Source organism: Weissella sp. MSCH1 (assembly GCF_045799135.1).
GTDB lineage: Bacteria > Bacillota > Bacilli > Lactobacillales > Lactobacillaceae > Weissella.
In genome coordinates this window covers 164,640-180,838 of record NZ_JBJMBA010000044.1, presented here as the reverse complement: position 1 = coordinate 180,838, position 16,199 = coordinate 164,640, and the positions used below count along the sequence as shown (strand labels likewise).

Genomic DNA, 16,199 nt, shown 5'->3' with positions numbered 1-16,199 from the left:
ACGTATCAATTTAAGAGATAAACACTTTAGTCATGATTTGACATCTCTTGCGGTCATTAGCATCGGTTACTTCGAGGACGTACGATAATCCAATTTGGATGTAAGCCTGTACAGAGTTCGAAGGCTGCTCCCGACACGGTTTGCTTTTTAAACAGATAGCTGTGGATGCGGTAGAGATGGAGAAGACAGATTTGGTTGCGACCAAACCCTGGCGACAGACGTCTAAAACTGCAGATTAGACCTCTAGGGTGGTCCATGACAATTGAATAAAGGGTGGCGAATTAGCGCTTCCCTCACGATGTGTCGCAAAGCATTGTGAAAGTTACCGCGGGCCAACGAGCCGGCGGTTTTTTATTGGGGTTGTGAGTGTCGTGCTAGCGCACGAGCAACAGGTTTGGGCCGTATTCTCCGCCATTGTTCAAAAACTCGGCAACCGAATGGCGCGGACGCCATTCAGCGGGGCAAATAATTCCCCCTAAAGCCTCAAGGTCTGTATGGGCTTTTCTGAATAGCGCCGGCCATGCGGCGTGTTGCCGATTTTTGAACGCTCCAAACACGTCCCAAACCTGTTGCAGCAGCCGAGATATTCTCGATTTGTTTGATAGACATCGATACGTTGGTGGTTACATCTATGTTCTACCGTCATATTTTGTACCACGTTGACAACGACCAGACGTCATAGAACATCTTGCTGTCTGGTATCCTACGCCTTTGTTGAAAAACTCAGCAACTGACTAACGGGGAAAACGAAGAAGACTTCAGCTGGCGTAAACTTCCGGCCGATCTTAGTCAGAATGATCTGGTAATTCTCTAATGATTAAGGATTTAAAGCAAACCTAATTCTGTCCTGGTAAATCACATACGAATCTAATTCAGGGATGACAACCAAATCATGATAGATACATCTCGGCTGCCGGCATGGTGGTTGGGGCGTGACGTAGCGATTTGTCTGGGTGAACTCACATGTTCGGCCGACCGCCGGTTAGATAAGGCGCTGGGAGCCAGACCCTTAGCACAATTATTTGGGTGCTAGCCGATGCTCGTGCCGGCGGAGTTTACCCAGTCAAATCTTTGGCGAAGTCACGCCCCAACCACCATGCCTCGTGCGCTAGCACGACACCACAAAAATAAAAAACGCCCCAACGCTGTGCGTCAGGACGGGCTAAAGATTAGTTAAATTGCGAAAAGAACAAATGTCAGCAAGCTGGCCTTTACAGCCATGAAAGATGCCATTACACGGTTACCAATAGTTCGAATCATAATCGTACCTCCAAGGTTGTTGTTCACTTTTTGTATAGTTAAATTGTAAGCGCTTTACCTTCAGCGTAACTTAAATAAGTTCTTTTTTACGCCTGCACTTTTTGTAAGTGGTAAGATAGTTGCTGGAATAAGTGAGGTGAGAGATATGATGAATTGTGGACGCATGAGTCCAGCTGAGGTTAAAGCGTATCTGAAAGAGTCGGATACCACCCTTGGTGAGATGTTAAAGTTTGTTTTTGGTAGTGTATTGAAGCGCAAATCATTGCTTGTTTTGAACGTGGCCTTGCTGGTAATTATTGCCGGTCTTAATTTTGTGGTGCCGCAGTTTACACAACATGTGATTGATCACGCCGTGGCACTGAAGAACATTCACTCGTTGGCGGTCCAGGTTGGGTTGCTGATTTTGACAACGCTAGCGTTGGGCGTTGTGACGTTCGTGTCGACCTATTTGATGCAGATGCTGTCACAACGATCAATTACGGATTTACGGTTGCAAACCTATAACCGTATCTTAAAGCAGGATTATGACTATTTTCAAAGCGCCAAGACAGGTGATTTGATGGTCCGATTAACCAGCGATATTAGTAATTTACAAAACCTGATTAGTTCAGACAGTTTTGGCATTATTGGTAATATTTTTACATTCGTCGCTGTCTTAACGTTTTTATTTTTGCAAGACTGGCAACTAGCCTTGATGGTGACAGTAACCTTTCCGGTACTCTTTGTGACGATTCGTTACTTCCGTAGTAAGATTCGTGAAGCCTACACCAAGGTACGCGCTACGAGTTCGCAAATTTCAAATCAGTTGCAGGGCACAATCACAGAGATTGAGCTGATTAAGAGTTATACAACGGAAGACGAAGAAACTGCTCGGTTCCGAGATGTCGTTGAAGCACAAAATGGCTACCAATTAGAAGCAACCCGGTGGCAAGCAATCTTCCAACCTTTAGTTAATTTTATTAATACGGTTGGCACAGCGATTGTGTTGGCATTTGGTGGATGGCTAGTTATTAAGGGCCACATGACGGTTGGCCAATTAGTGGCCTACTTGAGTTACCTATCATTATTGCAAGATCCAATTCGATCATTTTCACGGCTATTAAATATGCTCCAGACGGCGCAAGTCTCGTATGATCGTATCAAGGACATTATGGGTGCTGAGGAGAAAATTAAGAACGCGTCTGAACCAGTCGCGTTCCCAAGTCCCTTGCAAACCGGTATTGATTTGAAAAACGTGTCATTTAGTTATGATCAAGAACGAGTTGCCTCGCTTAATGGTATTAACTTGTTAATTCCAGCGGGCAAGACAACGGCTTTGGTTGGCCGTTCTGGTGCTGGTAAGTCAACGTTGATTCGATTATTAACCCGTTTTTATGAACGAACGGGTGGTGACATCCTGTTTGATAATACGAAAATTGAAGCAATTGATATTCGTGATTTGCGACAACATATTTCAATCGTCAGCCAGGACGTGACGATTGTCGATGGGACAATTGCGGACAACATCCGTTATGGCTCAGGTGAGGTGTCTGATGACAAGTTGTGGGATGCTGCTGAACGAGCCGCGATTGCGGACTTTATTCGTGGCTTGCCAGATGGCATGGCAACGACTGTCGGTGAGCGTGGCGTGAAGTTGTCTGGTGGTCAAAAGCAACGATTGTCGATTGCACGTGCTCTGGTTAAGGATGCTGAAATTGTTATCCTTGATGAGGCGACGGCGGCTTTGGATAACGAGTCAGAAAAAATTATTCAGCACGCCTTGGATAATTTAATGACACACAAAACGACAATTGTGATTGCACACCGTTTGAGTACAGTGCACAACGCTGATCAAATCGTTGTGTTGAATGAAGGACAAATTGTGGAACGCGGTTCACACGATGAGTTGCTTGCCCAAGATGGTGTTTATAAGACGTTGTATGATGCGCAGTTTGAGTAAGTAATTATGAAATCGTTTTCAAATTATGGTAGGCTATTAAGATAATAATTTGAGATATCGAGGTCAACCATGGAAAACGATGTATTTAAAATTTTGTCGAATCGCGCATCAATTCGGGCTTTTAAAGATGAACCCGTTTCAGATGAGTTAGTGATGACGGTCTTGTCAGCCGCTGCTTCAGGTCCGAATATGAATAACTTTCAACCGGTGACATTCATTGAGATTACTGACCAAGCTGTTAAGGATGAAATTACTGAACGCGTGGGGATGCGGTACATTGCTGGCGCACCACGGTTCTTCGTCTTGGCTATTGATTACAACAAGTTGTTTGTTGGTGCAACGCCAGAACAAGCAGCTGTCATGGCTGAAAACTTAGCATGGTATAACATGACCGAGGGTGCTTTGATTTCAGCTGGGATTGCCTTGGAGAATGCCGTTTTGGCGGCTAATGCAGTGGGACTTGGCGCTGTGACGATGGCTGGGGCAGTACGCCCACTGGATTTCCTACAGGACACATTACAGTTGCCGAAGTTTGTGAAGCCAGTGATGGGCTTGTCGCTGGGATATCCTGACCAGGAACCTGGGGTGAAGCCTAAGTTACCCGTTAAAGGTGGCTTCTGGATGACGGACAAGTATGATCAAGCAGCATTGGAAGGTGCTGTGGCCACGTACAACGACACCATGCGTGAGTATTTTGCCGGTCGTGGCATCGATGAAGACTGGACTGAGCATAATATGAAAATGGTTGCGACAACCGCGAAGGACAACAGCCTGGCAACGCAACATTTGCACGATAAGGGATTCGCAACAAAATAATTAATCAGATCAATTGCAGTTGCAGTTGGTCTTTTTATTTTGGGTGTTGCACCCTTGCTAGGTAGGATATACTGGAATAAGCGAAAAACAGTGAGGTGTTTGAGATGAGCTTTCCAACTGAAAAACAGTTACGCGATCGGTTTGATCGGTCTGAACATGCCGTCTATTTTGCGACGGCTGATAAGCGAACACGCTACTATGGTTTTGGTGTCCGTGAAGAGAAGTTTGGGGCGGATTTTCAAACCGTGGCAGCATGGGCACGTGAACAACGTTACCCAGTCTTTGGTGGCTTTTCATTTGATGAACAATCCGTTACGGATAGCACACTGATGAATGGCTATTTCGTGTTGCCGGAAGTGCTATACGACATTACAGATCAACATTTATGGGGACGTGAAACGGATCCGTTTGGGGCACCGACACCCATAACCGGGCCAGCGATTACAGACCAAACGGATGAACACGATTGGCCAAATCGGGTCCAAGTAGCAGTTGATGACATGCAGCAAAATCCCAGCCACCAAAAAGTGGTGCTAGGCCGGCAACGACAAGTTAGGTTAACAGGTAAGTTGAATTTAGCGACGTTGCTAGCGGACCTTGCAACGCAACAACCCAATAGTTACCACTTTGTGTTGAAACGGGGGGATGAGGTGTTTGTGTCAGCAACCCCTGAACGCCTGGCAAAAGTTAACCGGGGTCAATTTGAAACGGCTGGTGTTGCCGGAACGATTCGTCGAGGCGCTGATGAAGCGGAAGATGCGCGTTTGGCAACTGAGCTCTTACAAGACCCCAAGAACTTGCAAGAGCATGCGTATGTAGTTGAAACGATTGTGTCGCGCTTGCAAGATGTGGCCACTTTGACGTTACCAGATGGGCCACAAATCATGAAGAACCCACAGGTCCAACACTTGTACACGCCGATTGCGGGGCAATTGAATGGTAACAACACGGTATTGGCCCTTGCTGAACGTTTGCATCCAACGCCAGCGCTTGGCGGTAAGCCTGTTGACTGGGCAATGGCAACGATTCGGACGATTGAGCAGCACCCCCGTGGTCTGTTTGCAGGTCCAATTGGCGTGGTGAAGCCGGATGGCGATGGCGAAATGATTGTTGGTATTCGGTCGATGTGGCTGAAGCAACAGACAGCGACGTTATTTGCCGGTGCCGGTATTTTAGCGGACTCAGATGTACAAGCTGAATTTGAGGAAACGGGGTTGAAGATGACCCCAATGATGAATTTATTGAAGGAGCAAGATAAGTAGATGGCAAATGAAGTTTTGACGACGAATATTAAACACCTGTTAGGTAGTTTGGTTGCACAAGGTGTTCATGAGTTTGTGGTATCACCAGGATCACGAACGACGCCATTTGCCTTGTTGTTAGCTGAGATGCAACACGTCCGCGATGATGTGCGCGTCACGGTAGACGTTGATGAACGGTCAGCAGCCTTCTTCGCGTTAGGAATGGCAAAGACGATGCACCAACCCGTTGCATTATTAGCGACATCAGGGACGGCAACGGCTAATTATTTGCCAGCCATGATGGAAGCCCACGTGTCGCACGTACCATTGATTGCATTGACAACCGATCGCCCAGCTGAGTTACAAGCGATTGGTGCACCGCAAACGGTCAACCAAACGAACCTGTATGGTGATAATATCAAGGATTTTGTGGCTGTTGAGATGCAAGATGCGCATACTGATGTGACACGTTATATTGATTATCGTGTGCAACAGCTGGTGATGACGGCAGTGACTGCCCCAGCAGGTCCGGTGCAGATTAACTTGCCGTTGCGTAAGCCTTTGATGCCTGATTTAGGCGCAACATGGCCAGCGGTGGTGGCCCAGCATATTATTACGGGTCAAACGCGATCCGACTGGCAAACGGTGCAAGGGATTGCGGCCTTACTTCGTGACAAGCGGGCGATGGTATTGGCCGGACCGGATGAAATGAGTTGGGATGCCACGCAATTTGAACGATTCGCGGATCACTTTAAGTTACCTATTTTGGCTGATGTGTTGAGCGGGGTTCGCCCAAGTGATTATGCGATCAATGGCATCGATGCCTTGCTTGAGGCCGATGTGTTGGCTGATGATTTGGTGCCAGAAGTGGTTATCCGTTTTGGTGGCACACCGGTATCTGCACGAGTTGTCGCTTGGTTGCGGGCCAATGACGTGCAAGTTATTCAAGTTGGTCAAAATGCGGCCGGCCATGATCACTCACGGCAAACTGAAATCACAGTCGCTGTTGATGAAATGGGCTTGATTGCTGATTTGCTAGCTGAGCCAGGTAGCGACAGCGTTGCCTTTTTAGCACGTTGGCAAACGGTGAAGACCACGTTGACGAAGACGATTGCATCAACTGACATGACAGAAGTGGCCTTGCCATTAGCGATGACGAGTTTGCCGGCCGATAGCCAATTGTTCGTGGCTAATTCAATGCCAATTCGGGATATGGATAATTACTTTATGCCAACGCAAGCGATTCGAGTAATGGCGAACCGTGGGGCGAACGGCATTGATGGGACAGTCTCAACAGCTTTTGGAATGGCAATGACCGGCAAGCCAACAACGTTCTTGACTGGTGATTTGACGTTATTCCATGATATGAATGGGTTGATGATGGCACATCAGGCACAATTAGATTTGACCATTGTGGTGGTTAACAACCAGGGTGGCGGAATCTTCTCATTCTTGCCACAAGCGGCAGCGAAGGCCTTTTTCGAACCGACGTTTGGGACACCGCTACCATTTGAGATTGCGGATGTGGCTAAACTTTATCACGCGGATTATGAATTGGTTGCCGACCAGGCACGATTACGCGAATTGTTAGCCCAACCTGCTCAGGGATTGCGTTTGCTTGAAATTAAGAGTAATCGCGAAGCTAACGTCGCAGAACACGACGCATTATTGGCAAAACTACGTGAGGCTTTTCATGGATAAGACGGCTATTATTAACGATTATCCTTATCACGTTCGGATTGTAGGTGAAGGGAATCCAACCTGGGTGTTCTTCCACGGCTTCATGGGTAGTTATGCTGAATTCGAGCAAATTGACCCGCAAGGCACCCGGGTTTACATTGACTTGTTAGGATTTGGGAATCAGGCCCCGGTTGTTGCGGATGCGTCACGTTTTTCAGCTGAAAATCAAGTCAAAGACCTCGTTGCCTTGTTCGATTTATTTGATTTCCACGATATTCGGTTAGTTGGTTACTCAATGGGCGCACGGTTAGCGTTGGCTTTTGCGATGATGCAACCAGTTTATGTGTCTCATTTGTATCTGGAAAGCGGCACAGCCGGGTTAGCTGATATTGATGCGCGACAGGTACGTGTGGCAGCAGATGCTGAAAAAGCCCAGCGGATTGAAACAGACGGCATGGCGAAATTTGTGGCGGATTGGGAACAGTTACCATTGTTTGCGAGTCAACGACAGCTGTCACTGACGCAACAGCAATTTATGCATGAGCAACGGGTTAATCAAACGGCGGCGAATGTTGCCAATTCACTACGTTATTTTGGCACGGGAGCAATGCCGAATTATTGGGATGATTTGGCAACCTTGCTAGTACCCGTAACGTTGATTACCGGCGAAAATGATCAAAAGTTTGACCGTCTGAACGCTGACATGGCGACTCGGTTGCCCAATGTCCGCCGGGTAATTGTGCCTGGCGCGGGGCATAACGTGCATTTCGAAAATGGTGCTGCCGTCGTGGCAGCCTTGCAAGTCGAGGTGTGATGATGCAAATTGCAACAATCACCCTGTACTCATTACAGTTACGTTTGAAATCACCATTTAAAACGGCTCATGATGTGACCTATGATCGGCCATTAACTTTGGTGGTTGTCACCACAACCGATGGTATAACTGGATTTGGCGATATCCAGTCGTTTATTGATCATGCCTATGCGCCAGAATCTCAGGCTGAATCACTAGCGGAGGTGCAACGACTGAGCCACTTGATGTTGGGACAGTCATTTGATTCCGCAACGACACTCAGTAATTGGCTACAAACGCAAAGTCAGCTGTCCTTTGCTAAGGCCGCGCTTGAAATGGCGGCATGGGATATTCAGGGGAAACAACAGGGCCAATCATTACAGCAAATGATTGGCGGGGTCGGTGCGACGGTGCCGGTAGGAATTGCGATTGGTATTCAGACTGATGCCCAAGCTACGCAACGGGCCATTGCAACGGCAGTCGCCCAGGGGTATCAACGAATTAAGTTGAAACTAGCTGTCGATACGGACTTACAACAATTGCAGAGCGTTTTAGCGACGTTTCCGGACCAACTATTTTCGGTTGATGCGAATGCCGGCTGGCAACCAGCGATGATGGATCGATTATGGACGCTTGAACAAGCGGGAGTTTTCATGATTGAGCAACCCTTTGCGATTGATGATTGGCAGGCGCACCGGGCTGCACAACAACAGTTAACACAGTTGCATATTAGTTTGGATGAATCATTGAATGATTTGAAGGACGTTACGCAAGGGCTGGCGGTCGCTGATGCGTTTACGCTTAAGCAAGCGAAAATTGGTGGGATTTGGCCAACGCTACAGGCGATTCATCAGATTTCAGTGGTTGATAAAATCCCTTGGATTGGTGGGATGCTGAGTTCCGGTGTCGGACGGGCAGTCGACCTAGCATTGGCTTCATTGCCAGCGACTCGCCAAGTGCCGGCGGATAGCTCAAGTTCCTCGCGGTATTTCGAACGAGACATTGTGTTAGTGCAACCTGAAATTGTGGCCGGCCGATTACCGGTACCGAGTGCCCCAGGATTAGGGGTAACGATCGACTGGTCGGCAGTCGCTGAGTTACAGGTTAGCGACACCATCCAAATTAAATAGACACACAAAAGGCCAGAGCGGGTTATCGTGCTCTGGCCTTTTTATGTATTGTTTTCGTGGCCAACAGCTAGGGGTAGTAGGTGCTGGCCGAACCGTATCAAATGAGAAGAAAGAGTTAGAGAGTTCTCGATACGTTTGGATATGGTATCCCATATCTCAACGTTATTTAGTATAAGACGTATCGCATCTAAATTTGTAAAAGTTCCCAAATAGTCGAAAGTTTAAAATTTGCGGGACGAAATCAATATTGCGTGTCATTCTGACCATATCCGGCCGGAGCCTATGACAATTTGCTATAATGGAAACATTAAGAAAACGAGGAAAATGCAGATGAATACACGAATTGAAAATGTCCGTCGCCTATTCGAACCGCTGGGAATCGACGGGATGATTATTGCTGATGGGACAAACATGCGTTACTTGACTGGTTTTGAAGGTGGCACGGGTGACGGCTTGGTTCTAATCGGTCGTGAAAATGCCGCCTTGATTACGGATGCCCGCTACGAGGAAGAGTATCGTGAGCGCCTGGATGAAGGCACGCAACTGTTGATTACCCGTGATTACTGGGGTGTGGCAATGGCGGCTGCGAAGCGCTTTAAAATTGAAAACTTGGGCTTCGAAGACACGCTACCATTCCGCGACTTTGATTTCCTTGATGAAAACTTTGTGGGTGTTGATATCGCACCAGTACCTGCGCTACTTGAAGCCATTCGAGAAGTGAAGGATGCTGACGAGTTAGCTAAGTTGCGCCGTTCAGCTGACGTGGCCGTGGCGGCTTTTAATGAGATGGTACCGCAGTTGCACGTTGGTATGACTGAACGCGAAGTGGCTAACTTGTTGGATCGCATTATCAAGGAAAAAGGGGCCGACAAAGCCTCATTTGATACAATTGTGGCCTCAGGGTACCGTGGTGCTTTGCCACACGGCACATACTCAGATAAGCCAATTGCGGCGGGCGAGCTAGTGACGATTGACTTTGGTTACTTTGTCGATGGATACACGTCAGACATCACGCGTACGTTAGCTTTTGGTGAGCTTGATGAAGAATCAAAGCGCATTTATGACGTGACGTTGGCTGCGCAACGCGCCACGATTGACGCAGTTAAGCCAGGTGTTGCGAATGCGGCATTGGATGCGGTTGCCCGTGATATTATCACGGAAGCCGGTTATGGCAAGGAATATAACCACGCCACAGGTCACGGGATTGGTTTGGACATTCACGAAGGTCCAATCTTATCAGCTAGTTCACCAGCTGAAGATGTTGTCCGTGAAGGCATACTATTAACAATTGAGCCAGGTATTTATGTTGCTGGCAAGGGTGGCGTGCGGATTGAAGATGATGTTGTGGTGACGGCTGACGGGTTTGAAAACTTGACGGCAGGTATCCAAACTGACTTGATTGTGATTGATAAATAAGATGGCACTACAATATTTTGAATTTTATCGTGGTAATTTAGCGACGGGATTTGATTATATTTACGCAAAGCAGACTGATCAGCACGCTTTTTATTTGCGCGTACCTGCGACAATGAAAGCGCCGATTATGGATGTCACGGATCCGACCTTTGTCTTTAGGCGTGACCAACCCACTGATGCCAAATGGCGTCAGTTCGCGACAATGTGGCAGGACGTTTCCTTTCAATGGCCAAACATTGAACGAAAATTAATGGCAACTTTGCCAAATTGGCAGGCGGATTATCGGCAAGTACAGCCAGGCGCAACCGATGAGTGGGGCTTAATTGTTCAGTTCGATGATCAACCGGATGTCTTACGCTTTGGTGGCGTAAATGCTTTTCCTGAAGATTTTGCTGCGTTTGAAAAGTGGATTAATAGTTATGATGGCGGACGACTCCGCTAAAAGAGGGTTAGAGAAAAATGGAATATTTTACTTCTGATACGCATTTCTTCCATGAAGAACTTTTGCAAAGTAATAATTTTGCACCTCGCCCATTTAACTTCTTAGAAGATGAGCACCCTGCAATGATTAAGGCCTGGAACGACCGGGTTGGTGAAACGGACACGGTGTACCATTTGGGCGATATTGCCATGGTGAACCACATTCGTCCAGCCAAGTTAGGGCATGAAATGATTGCTGGTATCTTGGAACAATTAAACGGACACATTGTGATTATCAAGGGAAACCATGATTCGCGGGCATTGTTTAAGTATTTGGCCGCTCACAATCCGGTGCTATCAGACGGTAAGCCGAAGTATGAATTCGAAGATGTTGGTCGCATTATTAAGGCCAATCACCACCAATTCTTTTTGACACACTATCCAATGATGTTTGGTCAAACACCAAGTAGCATTAATTTGCACGGGCACATTCACCATTACAGCGTGCCAGTCCAAGAAAATATTAATGTCGGTGTGGATAGTGCCGATTTGGATTACTTGATGGCTGACGAACGGCCAGCCTGGAGCACACCATTGACAATGAACGAAATTGAATTAATTATTCAACGAAAGCATGATGATTTCGCCAAGCGTAGGTAACTAGATGCGAGATAAAATTTCGATTTTACATACGAATGACTTACACTCGCATTTAGAGCGTTGGCCTAAAATCCGGCGCTATTTATTAACGCGCAAACGTCAGTTACGACGCGATGGCTTTAGCGTCTTGACGTTTGATATTGGTGATTTTTTGGATCGCCAACACCCGCTAACCGAAGCAACGATGGGGCAAGCCAACGTTTCCTTGATGAATGAAGTTGGCTATGATGCTGTGACGATTGGCAATAACGAAGGCTTAGGCTTAGCGCATGATGATTTAAATCACTTGTATGACCAGGCCAATTTTCCGGTTGTTTTAGGTAACATCACGGATAAAACGACCGGTAACATTCCGGATTGGGCAGTCGCTTACCGCATTATTACGACGCCACAGGGTACCCGGATTGGCGTACTTGGGTTCACGGCGCCGTTTATTTTGACACTACCGTTATTAAATTGGATGCCAGAAGAAATTGACAGTGCACTACAACGTATTTTGCCGGAATTGGCTGGTAAAACAGATATTAATATCTTGCTTTCACACCTAGGGTTACCAACCGATCGATACTTGGCCGAGCATTATCCAGAATTGCATGTGATTATTGGTGCCCATACGCACCATCTGTTGGAACATGGTGAGAAACGGGGCAATTCGTTAATTGCGGCGGCTGGACGTTATGGGGATCATATCGGCCGCATTGAATTAGAAATTGAAGATGGCAAGTTGGTCCACATGCAGGCCCGTACAGTAGTCACGGATGATTTGCCAGCTGTGCATGAAGATGAGATTGAGATTGCTGGGTATCAAACTAGTGGTGAACAACAACTAGCGAAGCGGGTGATTGCAGACTTGCCAACGGCGTACACAACGGACATTCGTGGTGAACATCGTTTGATTGATTTGGGACTAGCCGCATTGATGCAGCGCACGCACACAGATGTGGCGATGTTATCGACGGGCTTGTTCCTGCATGATTTGCCAGCTGGCTTAGTCACTGCCAAGGATTTGCACGCCTTGTTACCACATGCGGTGCATCCAATGCGTTCAACGTTGGCAGGACGTGATTTGTGGCGACTGGCCCATGAAATTGAAAAGAACCGCAACTTCTTACGACCTAATCGGCTAAAAGGCATGGGCTTCCGTGGCGAGGCCTGGGGTGAAGTTGTGTGGGCTGGGTTAACTGTCTTAGCAAATGGGGATGTTCTCGTTAATGGACAGCCACTCGATATGGCGGCCACGTACACAATTGGTGGGTTAGATCATTACATGTTTATTCCGTATTTCCCAACTTTGGAAATCGCGGGACAGAACGTGATGTCATATGATACAGTAATTCGTGAGGACTTTGCAGCCTATTTGGCTGACACGTTTACACCTTAAATAAAATATAGCAGAAAGGAGGCCCACAACATGGATCGCGAACGGATGAAAGAACTTGCTGAGGAGCAATTCATTAAGCGCCAAGAAGCAACGACCATCACAACTGGTGAAACATCTGACGTCATTTTTATCAACGAGCGGAGTTACCGGTTAGTGCATAACTACCGCGAAGCTTATGATCAACAAAAAATGGCGGCCCGATTTAGTGACTTCCTGGAAAAATATGATTTTCTAGTTGGTGACATTGCGGCTGATCAATTACGGTTGCATGGCTTTTATAAGGACGGTGCTACTGGTGTCGCCCGCAGTCAACAAATTTCAGCCTTGCAAGACTACTTATATGAAGAAGTTAATTTCGGGGCGCCCTATTTCGTGTTAGAAAACCTTGAACCACATGATGTTGATGAAGGCGAAGATGAACAACACCCGGTTCATCGTAAGCGTCGTCGTCAACGTCGGTCAAATACCAACGCGAACCATTCAAATAACAAGGATGGCGGTAATAACCAGCATCACAAGAGTAAGCCAAAGGGACCGGCAGTGGCGGAGAAGACGAAGCCAGCTGGTAATAAGGCAAAGCATGTGAAGGAACGGGCGAATACTGTTGAAACGAAGGGGCATAAAAAGCGCCGCCGTTTCCAGATTCGCGAACGACAAACCACAGAAACGAAGGGATAATCAGTTAACATGGCACAACACTACGATGGATATTTTATTGATTTGGACGGGACGATTTATCAAGGGACGAAGCGCTTTCCAGCAGGGAAACGGTTCATTGAACGCTTGACTGAATCGTCATCGCAATATCTGTTTGTGACGAACAATTCAACGAAGACACCTGATGAAGTTGCTGCCAATTTAACGGATAATCACGATATTCCCACGACGGCAGAGCAAGTCTACACGAGTGCGATGGCTTTAACAGATTATTTGGCTGAGTTAGGAGACGTTAAGCGTGTCTTGATGATTGGTGAAATTGGTTTGCAGGTGGCTTTGGAAGCAAAGGGTTTTGAGTTGGTAAGTGAAGGGCCTGCTGATGCGGTCGCTATTGGCTTGGATCGTGATATTAACTATGAGAAGTTAGTGCAAGCCACCCTTGCCATCCAGCATGGTGCTAAGTTCGTTGCAACCAATGTTGATACGAACTTGCCTAATGAACGGGGAATGTTACCTGGTGCCGGTACGTTGGTGGCCGCTTTGCAAACAGCGGTGCAACAAAAGCCAGTTGTCATTGGTAAGCCAGAAACCATTATTATGGCGGGGGCGTTGCGCCGAACTGGTTTGACGGCTGACCAAGTGGTGATGGTTGGTGACAATTACAACACAGATATCTTGGCGGGCATTAATGCTGACATTGATACATTACTGGTCTATACAGGTGTTTCAACGAAAGAGCAAGTTGCTGCGGCTGATAAGCAGCCAACCCATGAAGTCGATTCATTGGACGATTGGGAAATCAAATAATAGATTAAAAAGTACGACTGATGCGAGGGCACGGCCGTACTTTTTTTACGTCATTTAGGTCTCTGATGTCAGGTTTTCTGACAAATTAAAAGGTCTCTCATTTTTAAGAATGCCTTCATACGGGCGTTTATGAGCGTATGTCTAGATATAAATGAGAAATTAAAGAATAACGTTGTTGACACTTACTATTTCTCATAGTATTCTAATGAACATAATATAAGTGCAAGTGAAACGGGGAACGAATTATGAATAAGGTAGTAAAGACTTCGGCTTTGTTGTCAACGGCATTGATTTTGGGATCAGCCTTGGCACCATTGTCTGCAGGAGCAGCAACGTATAAGACAATTAACTGGATGGAAACGGCTGACTTGGGAACTGCTGATCCATCAAAGGCAACAGCATCGGTTGACTTTGATGCTTTGCAAGCCACAGGTGATGGTTTGTACCGTAACGGTAAGGATAACAAGCCTGAATTGGCCTTGGCTGAGTCTGTGCAAAAGTCTGATGACGGTTTGACGTACACGTTTAAGTTGCGTTCAGGCTTGAAGTGGGCAAACGGTGATCCAATCACGGCGCAAGATTTCGTCTATGGTTGGCAACGTACGAATGATCCTAAGACGGCATCACAATATGCGTACTTGTTCTCAGGAATTAAGAATGCGGATGCAATCCAATCAGGTAAGGATAAGAACTTGGATGACTTGGGCGTAAAGGCGCTTGATGATCAAACACTTGAAGTGACCCTTGAAAAGCCAATGCCACAACTTGAGTCAGTTTTGACGATGGCGCCATTCTATCCACAAAGCAAGGCTTTCGTGGATAAGGTTGGTAGCAAGTATGGTACGGCAGCCAAGTACACGTTGGCTTCAGGTCCGTTTGTATTGAAGGGCTGGACTGGTTCAAACAACAAGTACTCATTGGTTAAGAACAAGAACTACTGGGATGCTGACGCAGTGAAGACGCCAAAGGTTGAGATTCAAACCATCAAGGACCAAAACACGGGTTACAACTTGTACAAGGGTAACAAGCTTGATTTGGCTTACTTGTCATCAGACCAAGTGCGTGCCTCACAAAAGCGTAAGGATTACAAGGTTATTCCAATGGCTTCAACGTTCTACTTGGAGTTTAATGAGAAGAAGGTACCAGCACTTAAGAACGTTAAGATTCGTCAAGCTTTGTCATACGCAATTGACCGTAAGACTTTGTCTAACAAGGTGTTGAAGGGTAACGCAACTCCGGCCACGACGTTGACGGCCAAGAACTTGGCTAAGGATCCAAACACAGGTAAGGACTTTGCGGAGTCAGCGGCTGTGAAGGGTGCCATTAGCTACAACAAGTCAAAGGCTAAGAAGTTGTTTGCTGAAGGATTGAAGGAAGTTGGCAAGAAGAAGCTTAGCTTGCAATTGTTGACTGACGATACGGATAAGGCTAAGAACACGGCGCAATTCTTGCAATCACAATTGGAAAACTTGTCAGGATTGAACATCGACATCAAGCAAGTACCATTTAAGCAACGTTTGGCCTTCTCACAAGATAAGAAGTTTGATCTTGTTATCTCAGCCTGGGGAGCTGACTACGGTGATCCATCAACATTCTTGGATTTGTACACGTCTGATTCATCATTCAACAACGGTAGCTGGTCAAACGCTGACTACGATGCAGCTGAAAAGGCCGCTAAGACGACTGATGTAAACGATGAGAACAAGCGTTACGACGACTACAAGACAGCTGAGCAAACGATTGAGAAGGAAGTCGGTGTCGCACCACTTTACTACCAATCATACGCAACGTTGTACCGTCAATCAGTTAAGGGTGTTGTCTCAAACCCAACTGGTGCACCATTCGACTGGAAGTGGGCTTACAAGAAGTAGGCTAATCAGTTAAAAAGATTTTGAAACGGCTAGTCCACAGTGATGTGGGTTGGTCGTTTTTTTTATAGCTAATGGTGGGTTTTTGATTTCACTCATGAGATAGTAGGGTTAAAGATTGGGAGGTGGTT

The 16,199-nt window shown here is 46.7% G+C and carries 13 protein-coding genes; all 13 read left to right on the top strand.

Annotated elements, in window-relative coordinates; all coding sequences use genetic code 11:
* The first annotated feature begins 1,405 nt into the window (after positions 1–1,405).
* The 13 genes from ACJ28U_RS09550 (at position 1,406) to ACJ28U_RS09490 (ending at position 16,071) form a co-directional block, all read left to right on the top strand.
* Positions 1,406–3,199 carry an ABC transporter ATP-binding protein gene (locus ACJ28U_RS09550; protein ID WP_407619096.1) on the top strand — a complete coding sequence of 598 codons (1,794 nt, stop codon included), beginning with the start codon at positions 1,406–1,408 and terminating at the stop codon, positions 3,197–3,199.
* 69 nt (positions 3,200–3,268) lie between these two features.
* Positions 3,269–4,015: a nitroreductase family protein gene (locus ACJ28U_RS09545; RefSeq protein WP_010375083.1), complete on the top strand. Its 747-nt coding sequence runs from the start codon at positions 3,269–3,271 to the stop codon at positions 4,013–4,015.
* Between the two features lie 104 nt (positions 4,016–4,119).
* Positions 4,120–5,277: an isochorismate synthase MenF gene (locus ACJ28U_RS09540; RefSeq protein ID WP_407619095.1), complete on the top strand. Its 1,158-nt coding sequence runs from the start codon at positions 4,120–4,122 to the stop codon at positions 5,275–5,277.
* Complete coding sequence (gene menD / locus ACJ28U_RS09535; protein WP_407619094.1) at positions 5,278–6,957, top strand: 2-succinyl-5-enolpyruvyl-6-hydroxy-3-cyclohexene-1-carboxylic-acid synthase; 1,680 nt, start codon at positions 5,278–5,280, stop codon at positions 6,955–6,957.
* Entirely contained in the window at positions 6,950–7,750 is an 801-nt protein-coding gene (menH, locus tag ACJ28U_RS09530; RefSeq protein ID WP_407619093.1) for a 2-succinyl-6-hydroxy-2,4-cyclohexadiene-1-carboxylate synthase, read from the top strand. Before menD ends, menH begins: the two co-directional genes overlap by 8 nt.
* Positions 7,750–8,859: an o-succinylbenzoate synthase gene (gene menC, locus ACJ28U_RS09525; protein WP_407619092.1), complete on the top strand. Its 1,110-nt coding sequence runs from the start codon at positions 7,750–7,752 to the stop codon at positions 8,857–8,859. Before menH ends, menC begins: the two co-directional genes overlap by 1 nt.
* Positions 8,860–9,189: 330 nt before the next feature.
* Positions 9,190–10,275, top strand: coding sequence for a M24 family metallopeptidase (locus ACJ28U_RS09520; RefSeq protein ID WP_407619091.1), 1,086 nt, complete (start codon positions 9,190–9,192; stop codon positions 10,273–10,275).
* 1 nt (position 10,276) lies between these two features.
* The gene (locus tag ACJ28U_RS09515) at positions 10,277–10,717 is read left to right on the top strand and encodes a phosphoesterase (protein WP_099088432.1); all 441 of its coding nucleotides are present in this window, start codon (positions 10,277–10,279) and stop codon (positions 10,715–10,717) included.
* A 17-nt stretch (positions 10,718–10,734) separates the two neighbouring features.
* Positions 10,735–11,355, top strand: a complete 621-nt coding sequence (locus ACJ28U_RS09510) for a metallophosphoesterase family protein (RefSeq protein ID WP_010375074.1) — start codon at positions 10,735–10,737, stop codon at positions 11,353–11,355.
* A gap of 4 nt (positions 11,356–11,359) precedes the next feature.
* Entirely contained in the window at positions 11,360–12,736 is a 1,377-nt protein-coding gene (locus ACJ28U_RS09505) for a bifunctional metallophosphatase/5'-nucleotidase (protein WP_407619090.1), read from the top strand.
* Positions 12,737–12,766: 30 nt separating this feature from the next.
* Entirely contained in the window at positions 12,767–13,414 is a 648-nt protein-coding gene (locus ACJ28U_RS09500) for a YutD family protein (protein ID WP_407619089.1), read from the top strand.
* Between the two features lie 9 nt (positions 13,415–13,423).
* The gene (locus tag ACJ28U_RS09495) at positions 13,424–14,200 is read left to right on the top strand and encodes a TIGR01457 family HAD-type hydrolase (protein ID WP_407619088.1); all 777 of its coding nucleotides are present in this window, start codon (positions 13,424–13,426) and stop codon (positions 14,198–14,200) included.
* A gap of 245 nt (positions 14,201–14,445) precedes the next feature.
* Positions 14,446–16,071 carry a peptide ABC transporter substrate-binding protein gene (locus ACJ28U_RS09490; protein WP_407619087.1) on the top strand — a complete coding sequence of 542 codons (1,626 nt, stop codon included), beginning with the start codon at positions 14,446–14,448 and terminating at the stop codon, positions 16,069–16,071.
* Positions 16,072–16,199 lie beyond the last annotated feature (128 nt).

Excerpts from the sequence above, each read along its gene's own strand:
- ACJ28U_RS09550 (WP_407619096.1), top strand. The coding sequence starts at position 1,406 with ATGATGAATTGTGGACGCATGAGTCCAGCTGAGGTTAAAGCGTATCTG.
- ACJ28U_RS09545 (WP_010375083.1), top strand. The coding sequence starts at position 3,269 with ATGGAAAACGATGTATTTAAAATTTTGTCGAATCGCGCATCAATTCGG.
- ACJ28U_RS09540 (WP_407619095.1), top strand. The coding sequence starts at position 4,120 with ATGAGCTTTCCAACTGAAAAACAGTTACGCGATCGGTTTGATCGGTCT.
- menD (WP_407619094.1), top strand. The coding sequence starts at position 5,278 with ATGGCAAATGAAGTTTTGACGACGAATATTAAACACCTGTTAGGTAGT.
- menH (WP_407619093.1), top strand. The coding sequence starts at position 6,950 with ATGGATAAGACGGCTATTATTAACGATTATCCTTATCACGTTCGGATT.
- menC (WP_407619092.1), top strand. The coding sequence starts at position 7,750 with ATGATGCAAATTGCAACAATCACCCTGTACTCATTACAGTTACGTTTG.
- ACJ28U_RS09520 (WP_407619091.1), top strand. The coding sequence starts at position 9,190 with ATGAATACACGAATTGAAAATGTCCGTCGCCTATTCGAACCGCTGGGA.
- ACJ28U_RS09515 (WP_099088432.1), top strand. The coding sequence starts at position 10,277 with ATGGCACTACAATATTTTGAATTTTATCGTGGTAATTTAGCGACGGGA.
- ACJ28U_RS09510 (WP_010375074.1), top strand. The coding sequence starts at position 10,735 with ATGGAATATTTTACTTCTGATACGCATTTCTTCCATGAAGAACTTTTG.
- ACJ28U_RS09505 (WP_407619090.1), top strand. The coding sequence starts at position 11,360 with ATGCGAGATAAAATTTCGATTTTACATACGAATGACTTACACTCGCAT.
- ACJ28U_RS09500 (WP_407619089.1), top strand. The coding sequence starts at position 12,767 with ATGGATCGCGAACGGATGAAAGAACTTGCTGAGGAGCAATTCATTAAG.
- ACJ28U_RS09495 (WP_407619088.1), top strand. The coding sequence starts at position 13,424 with ATGGCACAACACTACGATGGATATTTTATTGATTTGGACGGGACGATT.
- ACJ28U_RS09490 (WP_407619087.1), top strand. The coding sequence starts at position 14,446 with ATGAATAAGGTAGTAAAGACTTCGGCTTTGTTGTCAACGGCATTGATT.